Origin of the sequence: Asanoa sp. NPDC050611 (assembly GCF_040654855.1) — a bacterium.
Taxonomy (GTDB): domain Bacteria; phylum Actinomycetota; class Actinomycetes; order Mycobacteriales; family Micromonosporaceae; genus Asanoa.
Genome location: NZ_JBFAIU010000210.1, coordinates 1 through 13102 on the forward strand (window position 1 = coordinate 1; position 13102 = coordinate 13102).

General features: G+C 72.8%; 14 protein-coding genes. 5 read left to right on the forward strand and 9 right to left on the reverse strand.

Annotation, left to right across the window (positions count from 1 at the left end; all coding sequences use genetic code 11):
* The coding region (locus AB0H87_RS27240; protein WP_360151418.1) for a Tex family protein at positions 1–2422 on the reverse strand (2422 nt) is incomplete at its 3' end.
* A gap of 71 nt (positions 2423–2493) precedes the next feature.
* Here AB0H87_RS27240 and AB0H87_RS27245 point away from each other — a divergent pair.
* Positions 2494–3690 (forward strand): PP2C family protein-serine/threonine phosphatase, encoded by a 1197-nt coding sequence (locus AB0H87_RS27245; RefSeq protein WP_360151421.1) that lies wholly within the window; start codon positions 2494–2496, stop codon positions 3688–3690.
* A 56-nt stretch (positions 3691–3746) separates the two neighbouring features.
* Entirely contained in the window at positions 3747–4208 is a 462-nt protein-coding gene (locus tag AB0H87_RS27250) for a MarR family transcriptional regulator (RefSeq protein ID WP_360151424.1), read from the forward strand.
* Here AB0H87_RS27250 and AB0H87_RS27255 read toward each other — a convergent pair.
* From AB0H87_RS27255 to AB0H87_RS27265, 3 genes are all read right to left on the reverse strand, one after another.
* Positions 4200–5045 (reverse strand): aminoglycoside phosphotransferase family protein, encoded by an 846-nt coding sequence (locus AB0H87_RS27255; protein WP_360151451.1) that lies wholly within the window; start codon positions 5043–5045, stop codon positions 4200–4202. The genes AB0H87_RS27250 and AB0H87_RS27255 overlap by 9 nt on opposite strands.
* A gap of 225 nt (positions 5046–5270) precedes the next feature.
* Positions 5271–5690, reverse strand: coding sequence for a type II toxin-antitoxin system VapC family toxin (locus AB0H87_RS27260; protein ID WP_360151427.1), 420 nt, complete (start codon positions 5688–5690; stop codon positions 5271–5273).
* The gene (locus AB0H87_RS27265) at positions 5687–5923 is read right to left on the reverse strand and encodes a hypothetical protein (RefSeq protein WP_360151430.1); all 237 of its coding nucleotides are present in this window, start codon (positions 5921–5923) and stop codon (positions 5687–5689) included. Before AB0H87_RS27265 ends, AB0H87_RS27260 begins: the two co-directional genes overlap by 4 nt.
* A gap of 55 nt (positions 5924–5978) precedes the next feature.
* On the opposite strand from AB0H87_RS27265, the gene add reads away from it, so the two are divergent.
* On the forward strand, positions 5979–6932 hold the full coding sequence (add, locus tag AB0H87_RS27270) for an adenosine deaminase (RefSeq protein WP_360151433.1): 954 nt from the start codon (positions 5979–5981) through the stop codon (positions 6930–6932).
* On the opposite strand, the gene AB0H87_RS27275 is transcribed toward add, so the two are convergent.
* From AB0H87_RS27275 to AB0H87_RS27285, 3 genes are read right to left on the reverse strand one after another with little or no spacing between them, the layout of a single operon-like run.
* Positions 6906–7652, reverse strand: a complete 747-nt coding sequence (locus AB0H87_RS27275; protein WP_360151436.1) for a succinate dehydrogenase/fumarate reductase iron-sulfur subunit — start codon at positions 7650–7652, stop codon at positions 6906–6908. The genes add and AB0H87_RS27275 overlap by 27 nt on opposite strands.
* Positions 7649–9589, reverse strand: a complete 1941-nt coding sequence (locus AB0H87_RS27280) for a fumarate reductase/succinate dehydrogenase flavoprotein subunit (protein ID WP_360151439.1) — start codon at positions 9587–9589, stop codon at positions 7649–7651. The genes AB0H87_RS27275 and AB0H87_RS27280 overlap by 4 nt, the downstream gene beginning before the upstream one ends.
* A 6-nt stretch (positions 9590–9595) precedes the next feature.
* Positions 9596–10333: a succinate dehydrogenase cytochrome b subunit gene (locus tag AB0H87_RS27285; protein ID WP_360151442.1), complete on the reverse strand. Its 738-nt coding sequence runs from the start codon at positions 10331–10333 to the stop codon at positions 9596–9598.
* 72 nt (positions 10334–10405) lie between these two features.
* Between AB0H87_RS27285 and AB0H87_RS27290 the strand changes: the two genes are divergently transcribed.
* Together AB0H87_RS27290 and AB0H87_RS27295 are read left to right on the forward strand one after the other, a co-directional pair.
* Positions 10406–11284, forward strand: coding sequence for a LysR substrate-binding domain-containing protein (locus AB0H87_RS27290; protein ID WP_360151454.1), 879 nt, complete (start codon positions 10406–10408; stop codon positions 11282–11284).
* 41 nt (positions 11285–11325) lie between these two features.
* A complete protein-coding gene (locus AB0H87_RS27295; RefSeq protein WP_360151457.1) occupies positions 11326–11781 on the forward strand; it encodes a type II toxin-antitoxin system PemK/MazF family toxin in 456 nt (151 codons plus the stop codon).
* A 48-nt stretch (positions 11782–11829) separates the two neighbouring features.
* Here AB0H87_RS27295 and AB0H87_RS27300 read toward each other — a convergent pair whose 3' ends face one another.
* Both AB0H87_RS27300 and AB0H87_RS27305 read right to left on the reverse strand, forming a co-directional pair.
* Entirely contained in the window at positions 11830–12477 is a 648-nt protein-coding gene (locus AB0H87_RS27300; protein WP_360151445.1) for an aminoglycoside phosphotransferase family protein, read from the reverse strand.
* A 10-nt stretch (positions 12478–12487) separates the two neighbouring features.
* Positions 12488–13102, reverse strand: a 615-nt coding sequence (locus AB0H87_RS27305) for a sigma factor-like helix-turn-helix DNA-binding protein (RefSeq protein ID WP_360151448.1), incomplete at its 5' end; no start/stop codon positions are given.

Below are 13102 nucleotides of genomic sequence, written 5' to 3' on the forward strand. Positions count from 1 at the left end.
CACCTCCCTCCCTACCGCCACCGCCACCGCTGCCGCCCTGACGACCGCCACCGCCGCCGCTGCCGCCCTGCCGACCGCCACCGCCACCGCTGCCGCCCTGGCGGTCGCCGCGGCCCTCGGGACGGCCACCGCCGCCCTGGCGCTGCTGCCCGGGCTGCCGGCCACCACCCTCGCGGCCACCGCCGCGCGGAGCTCCGGGCCCGCTCTCCTCGTCCAGCCGCAGCGTCAGCGAGATCCGCTTGCGCGGGACGTCGACGTCGAGCACCTTCACGCGTACCACGTCGCCGGGCTTGACGACCTCACGCGGGTCCTTCACGAACGTCTTCGACATCGCGGAGACGTGCACGAGCCCGTCCTGGTGCACGCCCACGTCGACGAACGCGCCGAACGCCGCGACGTTCGTCACCACGCCCTCCAGGACCATGCCTTGCTGCAGGTCGCCGATCTTCTCGACGCCGTCGGCGAACGTCGCGGTCTTGAACGCCGGGCGGGGGTCGCGGCCCGGCTTCTCCAGCTCGCGCAGGATGTCCGTCACGGTCGGGACGCCGAACACGGCGTCGGCGAAGTCACCGGGCTTCAGGCCCCGCAGCATCGTGCCGTTGCCGATCAGCGCCGGCAGCTCGGCGCCGACCGACGCGAGGATCCGGCGGACCACCGGGTACGCCTCCGGGTGCACCGACGACGCGTCCAGCGGGTCGTCCCCACCGGCGATCCGCAGAAAGCCCGCGCACTGCTCGAACGCCTTCGGCCCGAGTCGCGGCACCTCCTTGAGCGCCGACCGGTTGCGGAACGGCCCGTTCTGCTCGCGGTGCGCCACGATGTTCGCGGCCAGCGACTCGCCGATGCCCGACACCCGGGACAGCAGGGGAGCGGACGCCAGGTTGACGTCGACGCCGACGCCGTTCACGCAGTCCTCGACCACCGCGTCGAGCGAGCGGGAGAGCTTGGCCTCGGAGATGTCGTGCTGGTACTGCCCGACCCCGATCGACTTGGGGTCGATCTTCACCAGCTCGGCCAGCGGGTCCTGCAGCCGGCGGGCGATCGACACCGCCCCGCGCAGCGAGACGTCCATGCCGGGCAGTTCCGAGGCGGCGTACGCGGAAGCGGAGTAGACCGACGCACCCGCCTCGGACACCATCACCTTGGTCAGGTTGAGCTCCGGGTGCTTGGCGATCAGCTCGCCGGCGAGCTTGTCGGTCTCGCGCGACGCCGTGCCGTTGCCGATCGCGACCAGGTCCACCTTGTGCTCGGTCGCCAGCCGGGCCAGCGTCGCCAGCGCCGCGTCCCACTTGTTGGCCGGCACGTGCGGATAGATGGTGTCCGTCGCCAGCACCTTGCCGGTCGCGTCGACGACGGCCACCTTCACGCCGGTACGGAAGCCGGGGTCGAGCCCCATCGTGGCGCGGGTGCCGGCGGGCGCGGCGAGCAGCAGGTCGCGCAGGTTGGCGGCGAACACGCGTACCGCCTCGTCCTCGGCGGCCTGGAACAGCCGCATCCGCAGGGACATGTCCAGGTGCACGACGATCCGCGTGCGCCAGGCCCAGCGCACCGTGTCGAGCAGCCACCGGTCACCCGGCCGCCCGGCGTCGGCGATGCCGAAGTGGGCCGCGATCCGCTGCTCGTACAACACCGGTCCGGTCGTCAGGGTCCCGGCAGCGACCGCGTCGGCCTCGTCGGCGTCGGGCTCCAGGATGAGGTCGAGCACCTCCTCCTTCTCGCCGCGGAACAGCGCGAGGATCCGGTGCGACGGCAGCGAGGTCAGCGGCTCGGCGAAGTCGAAGTAGTCGCTGAACTTCGCGCCCGCCTCTTCCTTGCCGTCCTTGACCTTGGCGCGCATCCGGCCGCGCTCCCAGACCTGCTCGCGCAGCCCGCCGATCAGGTCGGCGTCCTCGGCGAACCGCTCGACCAGGATCGACCGGGCGCCGTCCAGCGCGGCCGCCGCGTCGGCGACACCCTTCTCGGCGTCGACGAACGCGGCCGCCTCCGCCTGCGGGTCGCGACCGGGGTCGCCGAACAGCAGGTCGGCCAGCGGCTCCAGGCCGGCCTCGCGGGCGATCTGCGCCTTGGTCCGCCGCTTGGGCTTGAACGGCAGGTAGATGTCCTCCAGCCGAGCCTTGGAGTCGGCGGCCAGGATCTGCGCCTCGAGGTCGGCGTCCAGCTTGCCCTGCGACCGGATCGACTCGAGGATCGCGGCGCGCCGCTCGTCGAGCTCGCGCAGGTAGCGCAGCCGCTCCTCGAGCGTGCGCAGCTGGGTGTCGTCGAGCCCGCCCGTTGCCTCCTTGCGGTAACGGGCCACGAAGGGCACCGTCGCGCCGCCGTCGAGCAGATCGACGGCCGAGCTGACCTGCGACTCGCGTACACCCAGCTCGTCGGCGATGCGTGCGGAGACGGACGGAGCTGGTGCCTGGATCTGGTCGGTCACGTCCGGCATTCTGCCGGACCGGTTCGTTTCCCGTGGCCAGTGGGTAGAAGCCACACCGAGGGAGGTACGCCATGCTGGCCGAGCGACTGCGCGCCGTAGCCCCGGACGCACTCGTCGAGGTCGTCGACCACCACGTCCGCTCCGAGCTGGGCGGCCTGCGGGCCGACGTGCTGCTGGCCGACTACCGGATCACCGGACTCTGGCCCGTGCTGCGTCCGGGCGACCCGACTGCCGGCCTGCTCGCCGAGCAGACGATCGCCGCGCGCTGCTACGCGCGGCAGGAGCCCCTGGTCGAGGACGTGCCGGAGACACCGGGGGTGCGGCTCTACGTGCCGCTGTCGGTGTGGGGTGAGCGGCTCGGCATCCTGGTCGCCGATTTCCCGCGGACGCCCGACGACGTCACGGTGCGGCACTGCCAGGCGATCGCCGAGGACCTCGCGGTCGCGCTGCGCGCCGCCGACCGGGACACGGACCGTTACCGGCTCACCCGCCGCCGGCAGCGCCTGTCGATGGCCGCGGAGATGCAGTGGGACCTGCTGCCCGGCCGGTGCGTGAACGATCACGGGTTCGTGCTCGCGGGTCAGCTCGAGCCCGCGTACCGGACCTCGGGTGACAACTTCGACTGGGCGGTCAACGAGGGCCGGCTGACCGTGACCGTGCTCAACGGCAACGGCACCGGGCTCGCCGCGTCGGCGTTGACGGCGCTCGCGGTCAACGCGATGCGCAACGCCCGCCGCTCCGGCGGGACGCTGGTCGAGCAGGCCGAGCTCGCGTCGGACACGGTGTTCGCCGCCCATCGCGGCGCCCGGCCGGTCGACGCGCTGCTGCTGGAGTTCGACAGCGGCAGCGGCCTGGTGAAGGTCATCGACACGGGATCGCCCAAGGCGTGGCGGGTGCGCGGCCGCACGGTGGCGCCGGTCGTGCTCGACCAGCAGCTGCCGTTGGGCATGTTCGAGGAGACGCGGTACGGGACGCAGTCGTTCGACCTGGCCGTCGGTGACCGGCTGTTCGTGGTCAGCGACGGGGTGCACGACGCGGCGCCGGGCGGTGGCCAGTCGTACGGCGAGGCGGCGCTGGCGGCCGCGCTCCGTTCGGCCCGACTCACCCCACCAGCGCAAACGATCGAGACCGTTATGCGGGCGCTGCGCGACTTCCACGGCGACATCGAGCTCGAGGACGACGCCGTGATGGTCTGCCTGGACCGCACAGAAGCGGGCACTGTGGATCAGATTGGGCGCGAGCGCATGGTGGGAGCGGCACCGGGGTAAGTCAGCCATTCGTCGGCGGAACGACGGTTACGTCGACTCGGGCGAGAGGCGACGGAATGGACGGCGCGGCGAACCTGGCCAGTTCCATAGAGGCCGCCTCGGAGGCGCTGGTCAGCGTCCTCGAGGCGGCCCGAACCCGCCAGGAGTCACCCGTCTCGCCGACCCAGGTCCGGGTCTTGTCGATCATCAACGTGCGCCCGGACACCAACGTGAACCGGCTCGCCGAACTGCTCGACGTGGTGCCCTCGTCGGCCAGCCGCCTGTGCGACCGGCTGGAGGCGGTGGGCCTGCTGCGCCGGGCGGCGGACGAGCGCGACCGGCGCGAGGTCCGCCTGGTGCTCACCGCGGCCGGCGCGGCGGTGCTGCGCGAGCTGCGCGAACGGCGGGCCCAGGCGGTGCAGGCGGTCCTCGACCGGATGCCGCACCGGGCCCAGCACGACCTGCTGGTGGCCCTGCTGGCCTTCGGCCACGCGGCGTCCCAGGTGCAGGCCGAGACGGCACCGCAGCGGTCAGCCTAGGATCAGCCGGATCTGCCGTTCCATCTCGGTGTTGCTGCCGTCGGCGGCCAGCACGATCAGCGCCTTCCAGAGCGCCCAGCCGCGCCCGCGCTGCCAGGCCGCGTCGTCGACGCCGAGCGCCCGCCGGAACGCGTCGCGGGCCGGCGCGTCGAGGAACGTCCAGGAGATCACCAGGTCGCAGGCCGGGTCGCCGACGCCGGAAGTGCCGAAGTCGATGATCGCGGCCAGCCGCCCGTCGCGGACCAGGATGTTGCCGCTGGCGATGTCGCCGTGGAACCAGACGGGCGGGCCGTGCCACTCGGCGGCGAGCGCCCTGTCCCATTCGCGCGTCGCGGCGCCGCCGTCGATGCGCCCGTCCAGGGCCGCGATGGCCTTGCGGGTCTCGTCGTCGTAGTGCGTGAGGGAGGCGCCGCGCCAGAAGCTGTGCCGCCCGGCCGCCGGCTCGCCGCCGGTGTCGACACCCTGCAGCGCGCGGAGAAAACCGGCCAGCTCCACCGCGAACGCGCTCAGGTCGGTGACGGTGGCGTGGCTGGCGGTCTCGCCGCCGAGCCAGCGGTTGATCGACCAGGGCCACGGATAGCCGGCGCCGGGCCGGCCCTGCGCCACGGGAGCCGGGATCGGCACGGGCAGGTGCGGCGCGAGCACGGGCAGCCAGCGCTGCTCCTTCTCGACGCTGGCCACGTAGCCCTCGGCGCTGGGCAGCCGCACGCTCATCGCATCGCCGAGGTGGAAGGTCCGGTTGTCGTTGCCGCCGACGGCCACGGGCCGCACGGGCAGGTCGGCCCACCGCGGGAACTGCTCGGCGACCAGCTTCCGGACGAGCTCGACGTCGATCATCACCGCCCGATGGTCCGGGGTCGGCCGCCACCCCGCAACGGGTTTACATCCGGCCCGGAGACGTGCGGTGGAGGCACATGTCGGGGACAATGAGTCATGGCGACGATCGCAGACCGTATTCGCGACTTCCTGCGCAGCCCCCGTGGGCAACGGCTCGTGCAGCAGGGCCGGACCCAGCTTCAGAAGCCCGAGAACCAGCGCCGCCTCCAGCAGTTGGCCAACCGCCTACGCAGTCGCGGTCGCTGACGGGTAGGTGACGATCGGACACTTAGGACCGGCGGCGCGCCCGATCCGGCCGTCGAGCGTCACCAGCGGCGCCGACAGCAGCTCGGCCAGCGCGACGTAGCCGGCGTCGTACACCGTCAGGTTGCCGTGCAGGTCCCACACCCGCTCGTCGAGGCCGCGGTAGGGATAGAGGTCGACCGGCAGGTCGACCAGGTCGGCATGCGCGAGGCCCGCCGCCGTCGCGTCCAGCAGCCCGGCCAAGAGGTGCCGGCGCAGGATGTTGGCGGCCTCGAACGGCATCAGCTCGGGTGCGGCGAGCCGTGCGCCGGCCACGGTGGCAGCGACCCAGTCGCCCGCATGCCCACCGTCGGCGAGCAGGGCGACAGCCGCCGAAGCGTCGATCACCACGGGACCGGTCATCGCCGGTCCTCGTCTCTGGCCGCGATGATCGTCGCCGGGTCGAGCCGGGTGCCCGTGCGGGCAGCGCGGGCGCGGGCTCGCGCGATCACGTCTTCGGCCGTCGGGCGGGCGGCGAGGTCGACAAGCTCACGGAGTAGGTACTCCTGTAGCGACCGGCCGGCCCGCGCCGCCCGCGCGGCGAGCTCGTCACGGATCTCGTCGGGAACGTTGCGGATCGTGATAGCGACGGTCATGCCTGCATTTTAATGGCAGTGACAGCATTCCGCATGCACCGCTAGGGTCGAGGCCATGCTCGAGTTGCCGCGCGTCGCGCACCTGCACGTTCATCTCGAGAGTGCGGTGCGGTGGTCGACGCTGGGCGAGATCGCCGCGCGCAACGGGATCGCGTTTCCCGCGCACCTGGGCGGGCATCGGTTCACGTCCTTCGCCGACTTCTTCGACCAGAACCAGCTCGTACGCGAATGCCTCCGCCGCCCCGAGGATTTCCACCGCGTGGCTGTCGAGTTCTGTCAGGACCAGGTGGCGCAAGGGGTCGCCTACGTCGAGGTGTCGTTCACCGCGGCCGCGCACGGTGAGCGGCTCGGTGACCTCGGTATGCCGCTCGCGGCGGTGCTCGACGGGCTGGCCGAGGGTGGCGAGCGCTACGGGCTCGGGTGGCAGGTCATCCTCGACACCTCACGCCGGCGGTCCGTCGAGCGGGCCTGGCGCACGCTCGAGCTGGCCCGCAAGCACGACGGCGTCGTGGCGGTCGGGCTGGCCGGCGACGAGGACCATCCGGCCGCGCCGTTCGCCGCCGTGTTCGCCGAGGCCCGGGAGGCCGGGCTGCACGTCGTGCACCACGCCGGTGAGGCCGCCGGGGCCGCCAGCATCCGCGAGGCGCTCGACGTCGGGCTCACCGAGCGGCTCGGTCACGGCATCCGCGTACTCGACGACCCGGACCTGACCGCCGAGGTGCGCGAGCGCGGGATTCCGCTCGAGGTCTGCCCGACCTCCAACGTGGCGCTGGGCTTCGTGCCGTCGCTCGCGGAGCATCCGCTGCCCCAGCTGCGCGCCGCCGGCCTGACGGTCACCGTCAACACCGACATCCCGGAGATGGTGCACACCACCCTGCGGGACGAGTACGCGGCGTTCGACTGGACCGAGGCCGAGCTGAAAGAGCTGGCCCGCGCCTCGGTGACGGCGTCGTTCGCGGACGACGCCACCAAGGCCCGGCTCCTAGCGGCCGCGGACGGCGGCGCCTAGGACGTCGTGGTTCAGCGAGCCGATCACCGTCAGCGGGATGCCCTTCGGGCAGACCGCCGTGCACTCGCCGGTGTTCGTGCAGCCGCCGAAGCCCGCCTCGTCGTGCGCGGCCAGCATCGACTGCGCCCGGCCCGGGCGCTCCGGCTGGCCCTGCGGCAGGAGGCCGAGGTGCGCGACCTTCGCGGCCGTGAACAGCATCGCCGAGCCGTTGGGGCAGGCCGCCACGCAGGCGCCGCAGCCGATGCAGGCGGCCGCCTCGAACGCGGCGTCCGCGTCGACCTTCGGCACCGGGGTCGCGTGCGCGTCCGGCGCGCTGCCGGTCGGCGCCGAGATGTAGCCGCCCGCCTGGATGATCTTGTCGAACGCGCGCCGGTCGACGACGAGGTCCTTGACCACCGGGAAGGCCCGCGCCCGCCACGGCTCGACGTCGATCGTGTCGCCGTCGTTGAAGTGCCGCATGTGGAGCTGGCAGGCCGTGGTCAGCTTCTGCGGGCCGTGCGCGACGCCGTTGATGACCATGCCGCAGGCGCCGCAGATGCCCTCGCGGCAGTCGTGGTCGAAGGCCACCGGCTCCTCGCCGGCCGTCGTCAGCTGCTCGTTGAGCACGTCGAGCACCTCGAGGAACGACATGTCCGCGGACAGACCGTCGACGTCGTACGCGACCATCTTGCCGCGGGCGTCGCGGTCCTTCTGGCGCCAGATGCGCAGGGTCAGTTTCACGAGTAGCTCCGCTGGCTGGGTGTCTCGTACTCGAAGACGAGGTCTTCCTTGTGCAGCACCGGGGGAGAGGCGAACTCCCACGCGGCCACGTAGGAGAAGTGCTCGTCGTCGCGGAGCGCCTCGCCGTCCGGGGTCTGCGACTCGGCCCGGAAGTGGCCGCCGCAGGACTCCGTGCGGTGCAGGGCGTCCACGCACATCAGCTCGGCCAGCTCGAAGAAGTCCGCGACCCGGCCGGCCCGCTCCAGCGACTGGTTGAGCTCCGCGCCGGTCCCCGGCACCTTGACCCGGGCCCAGAACTCCTCGCGCAGCGAGCGGATCAGCTCGATCGCCTTGCGCAGGCCCTCGTCGGTGCGCTCCATGCCGCAGTACTCCCACATGATCCGGCCCAGCTCGCGGTGGAACGAGTCCACCGAGCGGTCGCCGTCGGTCGTGAGGAGCCGCTGCACCTGGTCGGTGACCGCGGTGCGGGCCTCGACCACGTCCGGGTGCTTCGGGGTGAGCTTCGGGAAGGGGCCGTCGGCGAGGTACGCGCCGATCGTGTTCGGCAGCACGAAGTAGCCGTCGGCCAGGCCCTGCATCAGCGCGGACGCGCCGAGCCGGTTGGCGCCGTGGTCGGAGAAGTTGGCCTCACCGATGACGAACAGGCCCGGGATCGTCGACCGCAGGTCGTAGTCGACCCACAGGCCGCCCATCGTGTAGTGCACGGCGGGATAGATGCGCATCGGCGTCTGGTACGGGTCGTCGCCGGTGATCCGCTCGTACATCTCGAAGAGGTTGCCGTAGCGGGCCTCCACGGTGGCGCGACCCAGACGCGAAAGGGCGTCGGCGAAGTCCAGATAGACCCCGCGCCCACCCGGCCCGACGCCCCGCCCGTCGTCGCAGACCGCCTTCGTCGCCCGGGACGCGATGTCGCGCGGCACGAGGTTCCCGTACGCCGGGTAGCGCCGCTCCAGGAAGTAGTCCCGCTCGTCCTCGGGGATGTCCGCCGGCGCCCGCGTGTCACCCGCCGAAGACGGCACCCACACCCGGCCGTCGTTGCGCAGCGACTCGCTCATCAGCGTCAGCTTCGACTGGTGGTCGCCGGAGACCGGGATGCAGGTCGGGTGGATCTGGGTGAACGCCGGGTTGGCGAACAGCGCGCCGCGCCGGTGCGCCCGCCAGCTCGCGGTGACGTTGCAGCCCTTGGCGTTGGTCGACAGGTGGAACACGTTGCCGTAGCCGCCGCTGGCCAGCACCACCGCGTCGGCCAGGTCGACGGTGACGGCGCCGGTCTCCAGGTCGCGCACCACGATGCCGCGGGCGCGGCCGTCGACCACGATCAGGTCGAGCATCTCGTGCCGCGTGTGCATGGTGACGGTGCCGGCGTTCACCTGACGCTCCAGCGCCTGGTACGCGCCCAGCAGGAGCTGCTGGCCCGTCTGGCCGCGGGCGTAGAACGTGCGGGACACCTGGGCACCGCCGAACGAGCGGGTGTCGAGCAGGCCGCCGTACTCCCGGGCGAACGGCACGCCCTGCGCCACGCACTGGTCGATGATCTCGACGGAGACCTCGGCCAGCCGGTAGACGTTGGACTCGCGGGAGCGGAAGTCGCCGCCCTTGATGGTGTCGTGGAACAGCCGCTCGACGGAGTCGCCGTCGTTGCGGTAGTTCTTGGCCGCGTTGATGCCGCCCTGCGCGGCGATCGAGTGCGCCCGCCGCGGGCTGTCCTGGTAGCAGTAGCAGCGCACCCGGTAGCCCAGCTCGCCGAGCGTCGCGGCCGCCGAGCCGCCGGCCAGGCCGCTGCCGACCACGATCACGTCGAGCCGGCGCCGGTTGGCCGGGTTGACCAGGCGCCCGGTGGAGCGCCGCTTGGTCCAGCGCTCCGCGAGCGGGCCGTCCGGCGCGCGCGTGTCGGCGATCGGTTCGCCGAGGACGTACTCACCCGGTGAAGTTGTCATTGCGGGTCATCCCACCAATCCGACGAGCACTGCGAACGGCACGACGAGGAAGCCGGCGCAGAGGAGGATCGCGAAGCCGAGGGCCGCCAGGCGGGCTCGCCGTTCGCCCTTGGCGGTGCGCTGGCCGAGCGTGCGCAGCGCGCTGAACAGCCCGTGCCGCACGTGGAAGCCGATCGCGACGATGGCCAGCGCGTAGAACAGGGTCACCGGCCACCGGCTGGGCGCGAAGTCGGCGACGACGTTCGCGTACGGGGTCGCCGGGTTGCCGACGGGGTTGACCGTCCCGACGGTCAGGTCCAGCAGGTGCCAGACGATGAAGAGCAGGATGATCACGCCGCCCCAGCGCATGGTGCGGGCCGCGTAGCTGCCCTGGACCTTGGGCCGGTGCGCGTAGCGGACGGGGCGGGCCCGCTTGGCCCGCAGCGCGAGGACGGTCGCGGCCCAGGCGTGGCCGACCACCGCGGCGGTCAGCACGAACCGCTGGATCCACAGGTACCAGGTGTGCGGCAGGACGGGTGCGCCGATGTCGCGCAGCCAGTGCGCGTAGTGGTCGAAGGATTCGGCGCCGAAGAAGATCTTGAGGTTGCCGGCCATGTGCGCGACGAGGAAGAGCAGGAGCAGCAGGCCGCTGACGGCCATGACTCCCTTGGCGCCTACCGTCGAGCGGTAGACCGCCTTCCGCCCCGGCGCTCCTGTGGAGGGCGTCGCCGCGGCCGCGCGTTCGCGCGTACCCGAAACCACCATGGATTTGACGCTAGGGCGACCTCGGATGATGCGTCCAATGCATGGCGATAGGGGTGTCGATAGCGCTAAGCTATCGGAATGCGGCTGGAACAGCTGCGATCGTTCGTGGCGGTCGCAGAACTACGACATTTCACCCAGGCGGCCGTTGCGGTCGGTGTGGCCCAGCCCTCACTCAGTAAGCAGATTCACAGCCTCGAGGCCGAGCTCGGCGCCCCACTGTTCACCCGGCTGCCGTCCGAGGTGGAGCTGACGCCGGCCGGCGAGACGCTGCTGCCGCTGGCGCAGCGGATCCTCGCCGACGCCGAGACCGCCCACCGCGAGGTCCGCAACCTGGTCGGGCTCACCCGCGGGCGGGTCCGGCTCGGCGCGACGCCGAGCCTCTGCACGTCGCTCGCGCCGCGGGTGCTGCGCCGGTTCCACGCCGACCACCCCGAGATCGAGCTGCGGGTGGCCGAGGGCGGCTCGCAGGAGCTGGTCTCCGCGCTCTCGCACGGCGAGCTCGACCTGGCCCTCGTGGTGCTGCCGCCCACCGGCATCGACCCGGCGCTGGAGGCCGCGCCGATCCTCGAGGAGGCCCTGGTCGTGGCCGCGGCGGCCGGCACGCCGCTGCCCGACCCGATGCGCGTCGAGGACCTGCGCGACCGGCCGCTGGTGATGTTCCGGCCGGGCTACACCCTGCGCGACGACGCGCTCGCGGCCTGCCGGCGGGCGGGCTTCGAGCCGACGTTCGCGGTCGAGGGCGGTGAGCTGGACGCGGTCCTGGAGTTCGTCGAGGCCGGGCTGGGCCTGGCCGTCGTGCCGGAGATGGTGCTGGCCAACCGGCCGGGCCTGCGCGCGGTGCCGCTCGCACCGCCGGGCCTGCGCCGGACGATCGCGATCGCCCAACGCCGCGGCGTCGCCCTGACCCACGCCGCCGCAGCGCTGCGCGACGTCCTGCTCTCGGCGGTCTAAAGTCTCCGAACGTGAAACCTTGGCGCGACGTCGCGGCCCGCATGCTCGGGCGCCCCGCTCCGACGCGGGTGGTGCCCACCGGTTCCGTCCGGCAGCAGCGGCGGATGCCGGCTCCCCTGCGGCGGCGGTCGGATCGCATGCTCGAGTACTCGCCCCAGCTGGACGGGCGCGCCGACCCGGGTGAGGTCGTCTGGACCTGGGTGCCCTACGAGGAGGACCCCCGCCAGGGCAAGGACCGGCCGGTCGTCGTCGTCGGGCGGCGCGGCCGCACGATGCTCGGCCTGATGCTGACCAGCAACGACCGGCGCGACGGGCAGCACGGCTGGCTCGCCCTCGGCGCCGGCTCCTGGGACCGTGACTCGCGCCCGAGCTGGGTGCGGCTCGACCGGGTGCTGACCGTGGACGAGCGCGGCATCCGGCGCGAGGGGTCGGTCCTGGACCGGGGCCGCTTCGACCGCATCGCGGCCAAGCTGCGCAACGACTACGGCTGGCGCTAGTCAACGTATCTGGCGTGGTCCGCTCCGACCGCGGCGCACGCTGAGGGGTCAGGCCGACGGCACCAGGGCCGCGGCCCGGTCCAGCTGGGCCAACTCGGTCGGGCTCATCGTCGGGTTCGCGCGGCGCTGGGCCACCACCCAGGCCAGCTCGGCCGCCGACGGGGTCGGCAGCGCCGCGCAGAGCGCCGCGAAACCGGCCGTGGCGATGGCCGCCAGCTGCGGTTCCGTGGTCCAGAACGTCACCTGGGCCATGATCAGCAGGGTCATCGCCACGTCGCGGTCCGGTGGGCCCTCGGTCGCGTTCGCCCAGTCGAACAGCACCGGGCCGCGGTCGGTGAGCATCACGTTGTCGGGGTGCAGGTCGAGGTGGATGATCCGGTCCCCGGGCTCCTTGCCGAGCCTGGGCGGCAACGCGTGCAGGCGCTCGTGCAGGTCGGCGAGGACCTTCGCGGTCCCGGCGGAGTCGGCCGTGCCGGCGGTCGCGGCCGCGAGCAGGGTCTGCCCCGCCAGGCGCTCCATCACGAGGTCGGGGCCGTCGGCGTCGAAGACGAGCGGCACCGGGTAGCCGGCGGCCGCGAGGTGCGTCATCAGGTCGGCCTCGGGCGTCGCGTCGCGGCCGAACCGGGAGCGCCGCAGCACCCGGTCGGCGCCCAGCGCGTACACGTCACAGTCCCGTCCGGACGCGATCAGCTCCACGAGGAACTTTCTAGTCGAGCCAGGCGGCGAGGTCGAGCCCGCGCAGGCGGTGCGGGTCGCCGAGGACGTGCATCTCGGCGATCCGGCCCCCGCGGACGATGAACGACATGATCGCGACCACCTCGCCGCGCGGCGCGACGACCGCGCCCGGCGTGCCGTTGATCAGCGCCGGCTTGACGAACGCCGCGAGCTGCCTGGCGAGCTGAGCCTGGCCGGCGACCGCGACGCCGCCACGGATGATCGTCGAGAACGCGGACCGCGCGGTGCCGCCGTCGGCGCGCAGCACGACGTCCGGGTCGAGCACCGCGACGAGCGCGTCGAAGTCGCCGGCGCGCGACGCGGCGAAGAAGGCGTCGACCACCGCGCGCTGCCGGGTCAGGTCGACGTCCGGCGCCGGCGTCGCGTCCTGCACCCGGCGGCGGGCCCGGCTGGCGAGCTGGCGGGTCGCCGCCGGCGAGCGGTCGACGATCAGCGCGATCTCGTCGAACGCGACGGCGAACATGTCGTGCAGCACGAAGGCCAGCCGCTCCGCCGGGTTCAGCGTGTCGAGCACGACCAGCAGGGCGAGCCCGACTGCGTCGGCGAGCAGCGCCTCGTCCTCCGGGCTCAACGGGTCTAGGGTGTC